Below are 14,474 nucleotides of genomic sequence, written 5' to 3' on the forward strand. Positions count from 1 at the left end.
TCTCCCCGCTGCTCGTCAGCGGACGGGTTCGTGCGACACGGCGAGCTCCAGTGCCCGCAGGTCCTGCTCCAGTTGCCGGAACAGCCAGTACACGCCGACGAACGCGAAGATGCCGCCGACGCACAGGATGCGGACCGCGATGATCACGAGCGTGATCTCGTCGGGCGACAGGAACGTCACCCCGGCCACCCCGGCCAGCGGAACCGAGGCGGCCACCGCGAGATAGAGCGTGCTCCGGCGGTCGAGGCCCCGCAGTTTGTGCGCGTCGGCGCTGCTGGCGATGTCCTGAGGCAGCAGGGTCGGGTAGATGCAGCGCACCGCGAAGAACGCGACCACGAAGAACGGGTACGCCACCGAAACGGCACCGCACACGATCAGTGACGCGATGAAGTGCACGTACGCGCCCGGCGGAACGTTCCCCGCCGCGAGTTGCAGGGAAATCGGATAGGCGATGCCCGCGATGACCCACAACCCGAACACCACCAGCACGACGCGGTCGCCGAGCAGCAGCGTGTCGGTGCGGGCCCGGGCCAGGGTCTGGCGGTCGTACGTTTTCCCCTTGCGCAGACCACGCGGAACGAGCAGCGGATATCGGCACCAGTAGAGCAGCATGATCGCGCCCAGTGGGAACGCAATCGAATTGATCACCAATTGGATCGATTCGAACGAGTGCTGGGCCTCCGGCGTCAGATTGCTGATGATCAGCATCTTGTTGTGGTGGTAGTTGTAGGCGCCGGCGAGAGCGTTCGGCACCGCGATACCGATCACCAGAATCGGGAGCGCGAAGCGGCGCAGCCGCATGCGCCAACTGTTCGGCGGCGGATCGACGAGGTCGCGGGCCCGGGGATTCAGGCACAGGTCGAATTGCTGGGCCAGTTCGGCACCGGACGACCACCGGTCCTCCGGCTTCGGTGCCAGACACGTCAGGAGTACCCGTCGTAGCGACGGCGGGCAGTCGTAGGGCAACTGGTCGAGAAACTCCGGGTCGATGTCGCGGCTGCGGCGGTCCAGCATCGCTTCCAGTGCGACGAGCGACTCGCTCGACACCTCCTCGTCCTCGAACGGACGCCGCCCGCACATCAGCTCCCACAACATCACGCCGAGCGCGAAGATGTCGCTGCGGGTGTCGAGGTCCGCCGCCGTCCCCGGCATTCCGCGGTGACACGCCTCGAGTTGTTCCGGGGACATGTAGGCCAGGGACCCGCCGAAGTAGGCGAGCGGTGACGCCCCGGTGACGGTGTCGCTGAAACTGATGTTGAAATCGGCGAGCTTCGGCACACCCTCGGCCGTGAGCAGGATGTTGGCGGGCTTGATGTCGCGGTGCAGGACGCCGCGCTTGCCGGCGTAGTCGAGGGCTTCGGCCAGTCGCCGCCCCAGCCACGCGATCGTCTCCGGCCAGGTGAGCGACGCGATCTCGTCCCGCACACTCGAGTCGGTGGGCCTGATCTCGCCCTTCTCCCGCATCTCCTCGTCGACCACGTCCAGCAGCAGGCTGCCCGTCCGGTCTTGTTCCGGGGTGACGCGTACGCGGCGCAGAACCCGCAGCAGGGTGCCACCCGGCAGGTACTGCATGTAGAGAAGGCGCAGTTGGCGGTCCTCGAGCAACCGCTGGTCGAACACGCGCACGATGTAGTTGTGGTCGAGCTGAGCGAGGGTCTGCGGCTCGTTCCCCTTGTCGTGCGAGATCTTCACCGCGACGAGTCGCTGCATCGACCGCTGCCGTGCCAGGAACACGCGGCCGAACGCGCCGCTGCCCAGGCCCATCAGCAGATCGAAGTCGTCGACCTGCTGTCCGACCTCCACATCGTCGAGCGCCGCATTGCCCGGCGGCGTGGTGATGAGCGTGTCCGGCTGCCGGGCGGTCACGGTCGGACTGGCGGCCGCGGTCTGGTCGGCGGGTGCGGTGTGCTCAGCGGCGGCGGTCTGCTCGGCGGGTGCGGTCTGCTCGGCCGCCGCGGTGTGTTCGGCGGCGGCGGTCTGCTCGGCGGTCATCGTCCGTGCGGACATGGTTTGCTCAGCAACCACCGTCGACGGTCCGGCCGCGACCGTCGCTTCGCTGCTCTCGTGTTCGGAGTTCGTGACTCCGACGGTCCGTTCGGCAGAGTCCGATCCAGCGGCCGATCCGTCTCTGCCCGACCCGTTTCCTCTGGTCATTGCACATCGAGGGTTCTACTGGGCGGGTTCTCTGGGCACATCGAGGTTGTCTGGAGCGGTGTGAAGAGTCCCATCCAGGGACAAGCGAATGGTAACCCCGCAGACCTACTGTATCCAGCGCGAATACTCGAAATGACTGCTTCCCTGCACCATATACTCGGGTGATGGGGGACTCCCCGTTCACCTCAGCCGTCGTCGTCGCCGAGCAGGTTCGCTCGGGCGTCTCGAGCCCGATGGAGCATGTCGAGGCCGCGCTCGCGGCCATCGAAGAGCGTGAACCGAAGATTCAGGCGTTCGTCGCCGTCCTCGCCGAACAGGCCCGAGCCGACGCTCTCGCCCTCTCTCACCGGCCGGATCTGTCCACACTCCCGCTGGCAGGAGTGCCCGTCGCGATCAAGGACGTCATTTCCGTGGCCGGACTGCCGATGCGCGAGGGATCGGGTGCGACCAGTGCCGAACCGAAGGTTTCCGATCACCCGGTCGTCGCGCGACTGCGGGCGGCGGGAGCGGTGGTCGTCGGCCTGACCACCCTCCCCGAACTGGCGGTGTGGGGAACCACCGACGCGCCCGGCCACATCACCCGCAATCCGTGGAATCCGTCGCGGACCTGCGGGGGTTCGTCCGGGGGAGCGGCCGCCGCCGTCGCCGCGGGGATGGTGCCCCTGGCCCACGGGACCGACGGTCTGGGGTCGATCCGCATCCCCTCGGCGAACTGCGGAGTGTTCGGTATCAAACCGGGCAGGGGAGTGGTGCCGTCCGAACTCGGCGCCACCTCGTGGTTCGGGATGGCCGAGAACGGGCCCATCGCCACGACCGTCGACGACGCCGCTCTCATGCTGTCCGTCCTCGCCGACCGGCCCGAACTCGCGCGGATCGGTGCGTCGGAACCACTGCGGATCGCGGTGGCGGCAGGGTCGCCGACGTTCCTGGCCACGGTCGACCCGCAGTGGCGGGATGCGGCCGTGCGCGCGGGCAGGGAACTGACCGGCTCGGGCCACGACGTCGAGCCTGCGACGTTGCCGTACCCGGTCAACCTGCTTCCCGTTCTCGCCCGCTGGACCGCGGGAACGGCCGCCGACGCGAAGGGCCTCGATCTGCGGCTACTGCAGCCCCGGACGCGCAGGCACGTCGCGGTGGGCCGCGCGCTGGGCCGGTTCGTCCGCCCCGAGCAGGTGGGCAGGCTCGAAGAGTCGCTGCGCGCATTCTTCGAGAACTACGACGTGGTGATCACACCCGCTCTCGCGCAGCCGCCGCTCGCAGCGACGACGTGGAGCGAGCGGTCGTGGCTGTCGAACATCGTGGCCAACGTGCGGTACGCCCCGTTGAGCGCGCTGTGGAATCTCGTCGGGTGGCCTGCGGCGAGTGTGCCCGTCGGCACGCACTCGCACTCGGGCACCCCGCTGGCCGTGCAGATCGCGGCACCGCCCGGAGGAGAGGCCAGGATTCTGGCCCTGGCCGCTCACATCGAGCGGGTGGGCGGCGGCTGGCCGAGGGTCGCGCCCGCGCGGTGAACTCCCGCACATTCGGACCCGGATCGAGTCCGAGGGAACCGATGGGCAACCGCATGCGTTGAAAAGAAAGAGACCGCTCCCAACAGCGGTTGGCTGCTACCTGGAGTCGCCGGGGTGCCTTCGCGGTAACCTGGTTTGTCCGGTTGGCAGCCGGAAGGCGCACCCGGAAGACCCGCACTCTCGAAAGGACCGGCCATATCGGCCGACCTGTATGAACCGTAAGACTGTGTTTCGAAACCTGGCGATAGTTGCCGGCATCCTGCTGGTGATCTACGCCTTCAGCTACTTCGGCAACGACACGCGCGGATTCAAGGGTGTCGACACCTCCGTGGCGATCGCGCAGCTCGACGCGAACAACGTCGACAAGGCGCAGATCGACGACCGGGAGCAGCAGGTCCGCCTGTGGCTGAAGGACGGCAACGACGCGACCGACGGCAAGACCGAAATCCTCGCGAAGTATCCGGCATCGGCGTCCGAGCAGATCTTCAACGAGATCTCCGACAAGGGCCTTCAGAGCTACAACACCACGGTCACGCAGGAGAGCTGGCTCACGTCCATCCTGCTGTTCGTCCTGCCGATGGTGATCCTGCTCGGCATCTTCTTCTTCGTGATGAGCCGCATGCAGGGCGGTGGTCGCGGCGGCGTCATGGGCTTCGGCAAGTCGAAGGCCAAGCAGCTCAACAAGGACATGCCGAAGACCACGTTCGCCGACGTCGCGGGTGCGGACGAGGCCGTCGAAGAGCTGTACGAGATCAAGGACTTCCTGCAGAACCCGATGCGCTACCAGTCGCTGGGAGCGAAGATCCCGCGCGGTGTGCTGCTGTACGGGCCGCCCGGAACCGGTAAGACCCTCCTCGCCCGCGCCGTGGCAGGCGAGGCCGGTGTCCCGTTCTTCACGATCTCCGGTTCGGACTTCGTCGAGATGTTCGTCGGTGTGGGTGCGTCCCGCGTGCGCGACATGTTCGACCAGGCCAAGCAGAACAGCCCCTGCATCATCTTCGTCGACGAGATCGACGCCGTCGGACGCCAGCGTGGCGCCGGCCTCGGTGGCGGTCACGACGAGCGTGAGCAGACCCTCAACCAGTTGCTGGTGGAGATGGACGGTTTCGGTGACCGCACCGGCGTCATCCTCATCGCCGCCACCAACCGCCCCGACATCCTGGACCCGGCGCTGCTGCGCCCGGGCCGCTTCGACCGGCAGATCCCCGTCGGCGCCCCCGACCTCGCCGGTCGTCGCGCCATCCTGAAGGTTCACTCGCAGGGCAAGCCGATCGATCAGCACGCCGACCTCGAGGGCCTGGCCAAGCGAACCGTCGGAATGTCGGGTGCCGATCTGGCCAACGTCATCAACGAGGCCGCGCTGCTCACGGCACGCGAGAACGGCACCGTCATCACGGAGGCCGCACTCGAGGAGTCCGTCGACCGTGTCGTCGGCGGTCCCCGCCGCAAGAGCCGCATCATCAGCGAGCACGAGAAGAAGATCACCGCGTACCACGAGGGTGGGCACACGCTCGCCGCGTGGGCGATGCCCGACATCGAGCCCGTCTACAAGGTCACAATCCTCGCCCGCGGCCGCACCGGCGGTCACGCGATGACGGTGCCCGAGGACGACAAGGGCCTGATGACGCGGTCCGAGATGATCGCTCGACTCGTCATGGCGATGGGTGGCCGCGCGGCCGAGGAACTCGTGTTCCACGAGCCGACCACCGGTGCATCGTCCGACATCGACATGGCGACGAAGATCGCCCGGTCGATGGTCACCGAGTACGGCATGAGCGCCAAGCTGGGTGCGGTGCGGTACGGCCAGGAGGGCGGAGACCCGTTCTTGGGCCGGTCGATGGGTCAGCAGTCCGACTACTCCCACGAGGTCGCGCGCGAGATCGACGAAGAGGTCCGCAACCTCATCGAGGCCGCGCACACCGAGGCGTGGGCGATCCTCAACGAATACCGCGACGTGCTGGACATCCTGGCCACCGAGCTGCTCGAACGTGAGACGCTCACCCGCAAGGATCTCGAGAAGATCTTCCACAGTGTCGAGAAGCGCCCGCGCATCACCGCGTTCAACGACTTCGGCCACCGGACCCCGTCCGACAAGCCGCCGGTCAAGACGCCGCGAGAACTCGCAGTCGAGCGCGGCGAGCCGTGGCCCCAGCAGCCCGAGCCGGTGTTCGCCCAGCAGCAGTCGCAGCAGGCTCCGCAGCAGCAGCAGTACCCGCAGCCGGCACCCGCCAACGGTTACTCGCAGCCGGCACCGGCCAGGCCGCAGGGTGGGATGACGCAGCCGCGTCCGGACTACGGCGCCCCCGCGGGTTGGTCGGCTCCGGGCTGGCCGCCTCGCGATCCGGGCAACCAGAATCCTGAGGGTCAGTACTCCGGAAACCAGGGTCCGGGGAACCAGTGGAACCCACCGCACGAGCAGCGTGGCACCGGCGACGACGACGCGCAGACGAGGGCCTGGAAAGGACCGGACGGATCGAACTGATCCGCCCGACACTAGGCTGTTGCTTCGGGACGATCGGTCCCGGTACTGGAGGAGTTTCGGTTGTCGGTGAATCATCTCGATAGTGAGCCCGTGGCACTCGAGACAGGCCGGGTGTTCGATCAGCCGCGTGCCGAAGCTGCGGTGCGCGAACTGCTGATCGCGATCGGTGAAAACCCGGACCGTCCCGGACTCCGGGATACGCCCGCCCGCGTGGCGCGGTCGTACCGCGAGGTCTTCGCGGGCCTCTACACCGACCCGGACACCGTGCTGAACACGACGTTCGACGAGGGGCACCAGGAGCTGGTGCTCGTTCGCGACATTCCGTTGTACTCCACGTGTGAGCACCATCTCGTGTCGTTCCACGGGGTCGCCCACGTCGGGTACATCCCCGGTAAGACGGGCAAGGTGACCGGCCTGTCGAAGCTGGCGCGCGTGGTCGACCTCTACGCCAAGCGGCCGCAGGTGCAGGAGCGTCTGACCAGCCAGATCGCCGACGCCGTCATGCGCAAGCTCGACCCGCGGGGTGCGATCGTGGTCATCGAGGCGGAGCACCTGTGCATGGCGATGCGGGGGATCCGCAAGCCTGGTGCGAGTACCACCACCTCCGCGGTGCGTGGTCTGCTCCAGTCCAGCGCGGCCTCACGTTCCGAGGCTCTGGACCTTATTCTGCGGAAGTGACCGTGATCGAGTTGCCCGCGCCAGGCCGAACCGTGGTGATGGGCGTCCTGAACGTCACCACCGATTCCTTTTCCGACGGCGGACGTTTCCTCGATCGTGACGCGGCGCTCGCGCGCGGTCTGGAACTGAAGCGTCTCGGCGTCGACATCGTCGACGTCGGCGGCGAGTCCACCCGGCCGGGCGCGGCGCGGGTCGATCCCGACGTCGAAGCCGGTCGCGTCGCACCCGTGATCGCGGACCTGGTGGGCGAGGGCATCTGCGTCAGCGTGGACACGATGCGGGCGTCGGTCGCGGAGGTCGCGATCGAGGCGGGTGCGTCGATCATCAACGACGTCGCCGGTGGCCGTGCGGATGCCGCGATGGCATCGGTCGTCGCGGACGCCGGAGTGCCGTGGATCCTGATGCACTGGCGTTCGGCTGCCGACTACGTGCACCGCGGCACCGCCGACCACTACGAGGACGTGGTCCGTGAGGTCCGGGACGAACTGATGACCCAGGTCGACCTGGCCGTGAAGGCCGGGGTGGATCCGGGTTCCCTGGTGCTGGATCCGGGTCTCGGTTTCGCGAAGAACGCCGACCACAACTGGGCTCTGCTGAAGGCGCTGCCCGAGTTCAACGCGCTGGGATTCCCCGTCCTGATCGGCGCGTCCCGCAAGCGGTTCCTGGGTTCGCTGCTGGCGGATGCGGACGGGGAACCGCGCCCGCCCGCCGGCCGGGAGATCGCGACCGCCGTCGTCTCGGCGCTCGCCGCGACTCACGGAGCGTGGGGCGTTCGCGTGCACGACGCGCAGGGTTCTCTGGACGCCATCGCGGTCGCCGAGGCCTGGGCAAAGGGTGCAGCCGGACGTGAGTGATCGAATAGAGTTGCGCGGCTTGAAGGTTCGTGGCAATCATGGCGTGTTCGAACACGAGAAGCGGGACGGTCAGGACTTCTACGTCGACATCACCGTGTGGATGGACCTCGCCCCGGCGGCCGCGTCCGACGACCTCGACGACACCCTCGACTACGGCGGTTTGGCCGAGCGCGCGGCCGCGATCGTCGCGGGACCCTCACGGGATCTCATCGAGACCGTCGCCGCGGAGATCGCGGACGGGGTGATGACCGACCCTCGTGTCCGGCGCACCGAGGTGGTGTTGCACAAGCCGTCCGCGCCGATCCCGCTGACCTTCGCGGACGTCGCGGTGGTCGCGCACAGGTCGCGGCCATGAGTCGCGCGGTGTTGTCGATCGGGTCGAACGTCGGCGACAGCCTTGCCCATCTGCAGTCCGTTCTCGACGTTCTGGGCGACGCGGTCGTGGCGGTCTCTCCGGTGTATTCGACGGCGCCGTGGGGCGGTGTCGAGCAGCAGGACTTCCTCAACGCCGTCCTCGTCGTCGACGATCCCGCCCTCGACGGTTACGACTGGCTGCGGCGCGGGCAGGAACTCGAGACCGCCGCCGACCGGGTGCGGATCGAACGGTGGGGCCCGCGCACGCTCGACGTCGACGTCGTCACGTGCGACGACATCCGCAGCGACGACCCGGAACTGACGTTGCCGCACCCGAGAGCGCACGAGCGTGCCTTCGTGCTGATTCCGTGGCTGGACGTCGAACCCGACGCCGTGCTGCCGGTCGCCGGGACGACGACCCGGGTGGACGCGCTGCTGCCACTGCTGGGCGAAGACGAACGGGCCGGTGTGCGCCGGACGCAGCTCGTTCTGGACCGGCGGTCGCGATGAAGCCGGAACCGACGGGCACGATGAAGCCCACCCGGATCTGGGATCTGCTGTTCCTGGCCGCTCTCGCCGTCGCCGCCACCTGGATTCTGGTCCGTGTGTTCTACGGCTCGTTTCCGCCGATTCCCGTGTACGCCGGGGCGTCGCTGTACCCGGTCGCGCTGATCGAGGTCGTCCTCGCGTTCATGGTGCGATCCCGGGTCAGCAATCATCAGGTGGGCGACGGACCGCGTCAGCTGCACCCGATCACCGCCGCCCGGGTGGCGGCGCTCGCCAAGGCGTCCGCGCTCGTCGGTGCCGCGACGGCCGGGGTGTGGGGCGGCTTCCTGCTGTACCTGCTTCCGCAGCGTTCGGTGCTCCGGGCCGCGGGCTCGGACACTCCCGGCGCGTGGGTGGGCCTCGTCGCCGCACTGGCCCTCGTCGGCGCGGCACTGTGGCTGGAACACTGCTGCCGCACCCCCGACGACCCCACGGACGAGCCGGCGCATTGAGGACATGGAGGATCGCCGCAGGTCCGATGGAATGTGCGGTGCACCCTTCGCGGCCAAGTACCCTGGCACCATGACGAATCCTGGTCGCCTCAAGTCTGCGCGCCGCAACAAGCGCAGCGCGAGCCAGATGATCGTTGCGGGGTTGCTCGCCCTCGCGGTGATCGCGTCCCTCTTCCTGATCTTCAGCGACAGCGTCCAACTCCTGCGGGTGGGCCTGGTTGCCGCGCTGTGGGCTGCCACGGTCGGTGCCATCGCCATGACGAAGTACCGGCGCGAGTCGGCGCTCGACAAGGCGAAGGTCAACGACTTGCAGACCGTCTACGAGTTGCAGCTCGAGCGGGAGATCTCGGCACGGCGCGAATACGAGCTCACCGTCGAGAAGCGGGTGCGCAGCGAGGTGCGCGCCGACGCCGAAGAACTCGCGGCGCTGCGTGCCGAACTCTCGTCGCTCCGCAAGAATCTCGAGGCCCTGTTCGACGGCGCGATGCCGACCGAACGGATCGCTCTGCGGGCGGATTCGACGCGTGTGCAGGAACTCGCAGGCGGGTCGTACGGCAGCTACCAGCCTGCTGCGTCGGGCCTGTACATCCCGGGAGCAGGGCATGCCGCCGGGGCGGGGCATCAGAGCGGTTCCGCCCAGACTTCTCACCATTTCGCGAATCCGGACGACGATCCGGTCACCGCCGAGACGTCCATCGTGGAACCTGCGTACGCCGGACACACCGAACCCGAGATCGAGGTCGAACCGGAACCGGAACCGGAGCCCGAGCCGGTTGCCGAGACCCGGCCGGCACCCGAGCCTGTTGCCGAGGTCGGGCCCGAACTGGTCCCCGAGCCCGAACCGGTCCCCGAGCCCGAGCCTGTAGCGGAGTCCGAGCCCGACTCCGAGGCGGAGGCAGAGCCCGAAGCGCGGCGGGGCCGCCGACGGGCGCCCGAGGACGACGAATCGTCGGGTGCGCACTCGAACGGGCTGTCCGTCGCCGAGATCATGGCCAACATGCAGTCGGCATCCGGAACCGGCCAGAGCGCCGGAGGCAGGCGTCGCCGGGCCGAATAAGGCCGGACGCGCCCGAGGATCAACCCGCATCGTGTGAGGCATATATCACTCTGCAGGCACATGGCGGGGTGCGTTCGAGCCGGGCTATCCTCACTCGAGAACGTCTGGTACCCGCCGAGCGGGACTGGAACGAACGAGAGGACGAAGGTGACCTCTTTCGGGATCACTAATGGCCCTGCGCCTGCGAGGTTGACGGTGGGAATCGTCTCCGCCGGCCGGGTCGGTACAGCAATCGGTGCCGCGTTGGAGCGGGCAGGTCACGTCGTCGTCGCCTGCTCGGCTGTCTCCGACGCGTCACGTCACCGGGCACGGACCCGGCTTCCCGAGACCGAGATTCTGCCGGTGGCAGAGGTCGCGGCCCGCTCAGAACTGCTCGTTCTCGCCGTCCCCGACGCCGAACTGCCGTCACTGATCGCTGGGCTGGCCTCCACCAGCGCGGTGCCGAGTCGCGCGATCGTGGCTCACACCTCCGGCGCGAACGGCATCGGGATCCTCGACCCGCTCACCGAGCAGGGCGTCGTTCCGCTCGCGATTCACCCCGCGATGACGTTCACCGGGCACGACGAGGACACCGTCCGTCTCGCGTCCGCCTGTTTCGGCATCACCGCCGCCGACGACATCGGTTACGCGATCGCACAGTCGCTGGTCCTCGAGATCGGCGGCGAGCCCGTCCGGGTCCGCGAGGACATGCGGCCGCTGTACCACGCCGCTCTCGCGCACGGCAGCAACCACCTGGTGACGCTCGTCGTCGACGCCGTGGCCGCGCTGCGCGTCGCCCTCGAGGGCCAGGAATTGCTCGGCCAGGAGCTGATCGGCGACGATCCGAACGGCCTGGCCGAGCGAGTCCTCCAGCCGCTGCTCTCCGCAGCGCTCGACAACGCCCTGCGGCGTGGGCCGTCGGCACTGACCGGGCCGGTCGCGCGAGGCGATTCGGAAGCGGTTGCCACGCATCTGCGGGTACTCGAAGAGGTCGATCCGCGGATCGCGGCCGGCTACCGTGCCCTGTCTCTGAGGTCGGCGCAACGCGCCGGCGCCACACCTGAACTGCTGGAAATCCTGGAAGACCGGAGGTGAGTTCCGTGAGCGATCTGCAGGGCGGATACAAGCGCGGCGAACTGACCGTGCACCACGACCCGAACGTGCTGACCCGGGTCTCGAAGGCGCTCCGCGGTGTCGGCCGCCAGGTCGCGCTCGTGCCGACGATGGGAGCCCTCCACACGGGTCACCTGGAACTGGTGCGGCAGGCCAAGCTCACCGGCGCGGTGGTGATCGTCTCGATCTTCGTCAACCCGTTGCAGTTCGGCGCCGGCGAAGACCTCGACGCCTACCCGCGCACCCTCGACGCCGATCTCGAACTGCTGCGCGAGGCCGGAGTCGAGCTGGCGTTCGTGCCCACCGCAGCCACCATGTACCCGGCAGGACCGCGGACCACGATCCATCCCGGACCGCTGGGTGCCGAGCTGGAGGGCGCGTCCCGGCCGACACACTTCGCGGGCATGCTCACCGTCGTCGCCAAGCTGCTGCAGATCGCAGCGCCGAACGTCGCGTATTTCGGCGAGAAGGACTACCAGCAGCTGACGCTGATCCGGCAGATGGTGACCGACCTGAACTTCGACGTCCGGATCTTCGGCGTGCCCACGGTGCGTGAGCACGACGGGCTGGCACTGTCCTCGCGCAACCGCTACCTCGACGAGGCGCAGCGCAACGCGGCGACGGCACTGTCCGCGGCCCTGATCGCCGGGGCCCACGCCGCCGCCGGTGGCGCCGAGGCGATCCTGGCCACCGCGCGCGAGGTGCTGGCGTCCGTCCCGGAAGTGGAGGTCGACTACCTCGAAGTGCGGGGCGTCGATCTCGGTCCCGCCCCCGAACGAGGCGACGGCCGGCTGCTCGTCGCCGCCAAGCTCGGAACCACCCGATTGATCGACAACGTCGGTGTCGCCGTCGGCACCGGTTTCCTCGAACGCGACGCCGAACCACCGTCGGGCGCGGCCACAGACGAACTTCTTTCCCGCTAGAAGAGTAAGGACCGGAACATGTTTCGCACCATGATGAAGTCGAAGATCCACCGCGCCACCGTCACACACGCCGACCTGCACTACGTCGGCTCGGTGACGGTCGACCAGGATCTGATGGACGCCGCCGACCTCCTCGAGGGCGAGCAGGTGTGCATCGTCGACATCGACAACGGCGCGCGGCTCGAAACCTATGTGATCGCCGGCGAGCGGGGAAGTGGTGTCATCGGGATCAACGGTGCGGCAGCGCATCTGGTCAAACCCGGCGACCTCGTCATCCTCATCGCCTACGGCGTCATGAACGAGCAGGAGGTGCGCGACTACGAGCCGCGCGTCGTGTTCGTCGACGCCGCCAACTCGCCGATCGAGCTCGGTGCCGACCCGGCGCACGCGCCGGAGGGCTCCGGTCTCATCACCCCGCGCATGCTGTCGACGCTCGACGCCGAGCGCGAATCCAGTTTGGTGTAACCCATGCTCCTCACCGTCGACGTCCGGAACACGAACATCGTTCTCGGGCTGTTCACCGGTACCGGTGAACACTCGAAGTTGGTGCAGGACTGGCGGATGCGCACCGACGCGAGGATGACGGCCGACGAGCTGGCCCTCATCTTCCGGGGGCTCCTCGGCGCGCACACCGATCAGATCACCGGTGTATCCGCGCTGTCGACGGTGCCGTCGGTGCTGCGGGAGATCCGCGTGATGCTGACGCGGTACTGGGGGCACGTCCCGCACGTGCTGGTGGAACCCGGGGTGCGAACCGGTGTTCCGCTGCTCGTCGACAACCCCAAGGAGGTGGGCGCCGACCGGATCGTGAACAGTCTTGCGGCGCATCACCTCTACGACGCACCGTGCATCGTGGTCGACTTCGGGACGTCCACGTGCGTCGACGTCGTGTCCGCCAAGGGTGAGTTCCTCGGCGGCGCCATCGCGCCGGGCCTCGAGATCTCCTCGGACGCACTCGCGTCGCAGTCGGCGGCTCTGCGCAAGGTCGAACTGGTGCGTCCCCGCTCCGTCGTCGGTAAGAACACCGTCGAGTGCATGCAGTCGGGTGCGGTGTTCGGTTTCGCCGGGCTCGTCGACGGGCTGGTACGCCGCGTGCGCAAGGAACTGCCCGCCTTCTCCGGTTCCGACGTGGTGGTGATCGCGACCGGTGACCGCGCGCCGCTGATCATGCCCGAGACGGAAACCGTCGACGAGCACGAACCGGATCTCACGCTCGAAGGGCTGCGCCTGGTCTACGAGCGGAATCAGGCTCGCCGGGGGGCGCGTCGCAGCCCGCTCGAGTGACGGGTTCCCTCTTCGCGGAAGTTATGTCAGAATGGTCCCCGTGAATCTCTGCACGAGTGCTCAGGAGTGTTGTCGAGGCTGAACGCCGCCTTGACCAATTCACACTTCTGGGAGTCTCTCTCGTGCTCGCAACGTATTCTTCTGCATCTGTACCCACCCGTCTTCGCCCGGCTGACCTGCTGCGCATCACCGACCAGGGTGCTTCCGAGGTCCTCGACGGCCGCCACGACGTCCTGCTCCCGCAGAGCTGGCCCACCGACGAGCGCTGGTCGACCCGGCTCTACTCGGATGACGACGTCGACGTCTGGCTGATCAGCTGGGTTCCCGACCGGAACACCGAATTACACGACCACGCAGGCTCTTTCGGCGCGCTCACCGTTCTCAGCGGCGCGTTGTCCGAGTTCCGTTGGGCGGGTGACCGTCTGCGTCACCGCACTCTCGAGGCAGGCGATCAGGCCTCGTTCCCGCTCGGCTGGGTCCACGACGTCGTGCGGGCGCCGGACGCACCCGGGGCGGAGGTGGTGACGCCGACCCTGAGCGTGCACGCCTACTCGCCGCCGCTATCGGCCATGTCCTATTACGAGGTCACCGACCACGGCACGCTGCGCCGTACCCGGACCGAGCTCACCGATCTCCCCGAGGGTGGTTCGAAGTGAACATCGACCAGATGCTCGAAGAGGCCCGCACCCAGATCGACCGCATGTACGCATTCGAGCTGCCCGAGGCCGTGGCGCGCGGCGCGATCGTGGTGGACATCCGCCCGCAGGCGCAGCGAGCGATCGAGGGAACGCTGCCCGGTGCGCTCGCCATCGAACGCAACGTCCTCGAGTGGCGTTGCGATCCCACCAGCTCGGCGCACCTGGCGCTGGCAGTGGACCACGACGTCGAGTGGATCATCGTCTGCTCCGAGGGCTACACGTCGAGTCTCGCCGCGGCGGCGCTGCAGCAGCTGGGCCTGCACAAGGCGACCGATCTCGTCGGCGGGTACAAGGCGATCAAGGCGGCGGGACTGCTGGGCTCGCTCATCGCCACGCAGCACTGCGTGCGGGAGCTGGCCACCGTCTCGGCTCACTGACGGCGAGCCGTC

At 68.1% G+C, this 14,474-nt stretch carries 15 protein-coding genes; 14 read left to right on the forward strand and 1 reads right to left on the reverse strand.

The annotated features are described in order from the left end of the window. Window positions 1-15: 15 nt before the first annotated feature. Window positions 16-2,154 (reverse strand): serine/threonine-protein kinase, encoded by a 2,139-nt coding sequence (locus tag AZG88_RS35045; protein ID WP_061700393.1) that lies wholly within the window; start codon window positions 2,152-2,154, stop codon window positions 16-18. Between the two features lie 164 nt (window positions 2,155-2,318). Here AZG88_RS35045 and AZG88_RS35050 point away from each other — a divergent pair, with 164 nt between their 5' ends. From AZG88_RS35050 to AZG88_RS35115, 14 genes are all read left to right on the forward strand, one after another. Further along, window positions 2,319-3,665 (forward strand): amidase, encoded by a 1,347-nt coding sequence (locus AZG88_RS35050; protein WP_025431745.1) that lies wholly within the window; start codon window positions 2,319-2,321, stop codon window positions 3,663-3,665. 211 nt (window positions 3,666-3,876) lie between these two features. Further along, a complete protein-coding gene (gene ftsH / locus AZG88_RS35055) occupies window positions 3,877-6,147 on the forward strand; it encodes an ATP-dependent zinc metalloprotease FtsH (RefSeq protein WP_061044542.1) in 2,271 nt (756 codons plus the stop codon). 60 nt (window positions 6,148-6,207) lie between these two features. Beyond that, on the forward strand, window positions 6,208-6,825 hold the full coding sequence (gene folE, locus AZG88_RS35060; protein WP_061700394.1) for a GTP cyclohydrolase I FolE: 618 nt from the start codon (window positions 6,208-6,210) through the stop codon (window positions 6,823-6,825). After that, on the forward strand, window positions 6,822-7,679 hold the full coding sequence (folP, locus tag AZG88_RS35065; protein WP_005262143.1) for a dihydropteroate synthase: 858 nt from the start codon (window positions 6,822-6,824) through the stop codon (window positions 7,677-7,679). The genes folE and folP overlap by 4 nt, the downstream gene beginning before the upstream one ends. Then, a complete protein-coding gene (gene folB / locus AZG88_RS35070; protein WP_005262144.1) occupies window positions 7,672-8,034 on the forward strand; it encodes a dihydroneopterin aldolase in 363 nt (120 codons plus the stop codon). The genes folP and folB overlap by 8 nt, the downstream gene beginning before the upstream one ends. Then, window positions 8,031-8,543 carry a 2-amino-4-hydroxy-6-hydroxymethyldihydropteridine diphosphokinase gene (folK, locus tag AZG88_RS35075; protein WP_061700395.1) on the forward strand — a complete coding sequence of 171 codons (513 nt, stop codon included), beginning with the start codon at window positions 8,031-8,033 and terminating at the stop codon, window positions 8,541-8,543. The genes folB and folK overlap by 4 nt, the downstream gene beginning before the upstream one ends. Before the next feature lie 20 nt (window positions 8,544-8,563). After that, entirely contained in the window at window positions 8,564-9,031 is a 468-nt protein-coding gene (locus AZG88_RS35080) for a DUF3180 domain-containing protein (protein ID WP_179443299.1), read from the forward strand. A 70-nt stretch (window positions 9,032-9,101) separates the two neighbouring features. Next, window positions 9,102-10,088 (forward strand): DUF6779 domain-containing protein, encoded by a 987-nt coding sequence (locus AZG88_RS35085; RefSeq protein WP_197487986.1) that lies wholly within the window; start codon window positions 9,102-9,104, stop codon window positions 10,086-10,088. A gap of 147 nt (window positions 10,089-10,235) precedes the next feature. After that, window positions 10,236-11,162: a Rossmann-like and DUF2520 domain-containing protein gene (locus tag AZG88_RS35090; RefSeq protein WP_005244966.1), complete on the forward strand. Its 927-nt coding sequence runs from the start codon at window positions 10,236-10,238 to the stop codon at window positions 11,160-11,162. A gap of 5 nt (window positions 11,163-11,167) precedes the next feature. Beyond that, complete coding sequence (gene panC / locus AZG88_RS35095) at window positions 11,168-12,103, forward strand: pantoate--beta-alanine ligase (protein WP_025431748.1); 936 nt, start codon at window positions 11,168-11,170, stop codon at window positions 12,101-12,103. Window positions 12,104-12,121: 18 nt separating this feature from the next. Further along, window positions 12,122-12,568 (forward strand): aspartate 1-decarboxylase, encoded by a 447-nt coding sequence (panD, locus tag AZG88_RS35100; RefSeq protein WP_005262154.1) that lies wholly within the window; start codon window positions 12,122-12,124, stop codon window positions 12,566-12,568. A 3-nt stretch (window positions 12,569-12,571) separates the two neighbouring features. Further along, window positions 12,572-13,387, forward strand: coding sequence for a type III pantothenate kinase (locus AZG88_RS35105; RefSeq protein ID WP_005244962.1), 816 nt, complete (start codon window positions 12,572-12,574; stop codon window positions 13,385-13,387). A gap of 122 nt (window positions 13,388-13,509) precedes the next feature. Continuing rightward, window positions 13,510-14,043 (forward strand): cysteine dioxygenase, encoded by a 534-nt coding sequence (locus AZG88_RS35110; protein ID WP_005244961.1) that lies wholly within the window; start codon window positions 13,510-13,512, stop codon window positions 14,041-14,043. Beyond that, window positions 14,040-14,462: a rhodanese-like domain-containing protein gene (locus tag AZG88_RS35115; RefSeq protein ID WP_005244960.1), complete on the forward strand. Its 423-nt coding sequence runs from the start codon at window positions 14,040-14,042 to the stop codon at window positions 14,460-14,462. The genes AZG88_RS35110 and AZG88_RS35115 overlap by 4 nt, the downstream gene beginning before the upstream one ends. The last annotated feature ends 12 nt before the right edge of the window (window positions 14,463-14,474 follow it).

The organism is Rhodococcus sp. LB1 (assembly GCF_001583455.1).
Taxonomy (GTDB): Bacteria; Actinomycetota; Actinomycetes; order Mycobacteriales; family Mycobacteriaceae; genus Rhodococcus_F; species Rhodococcus_F opacus.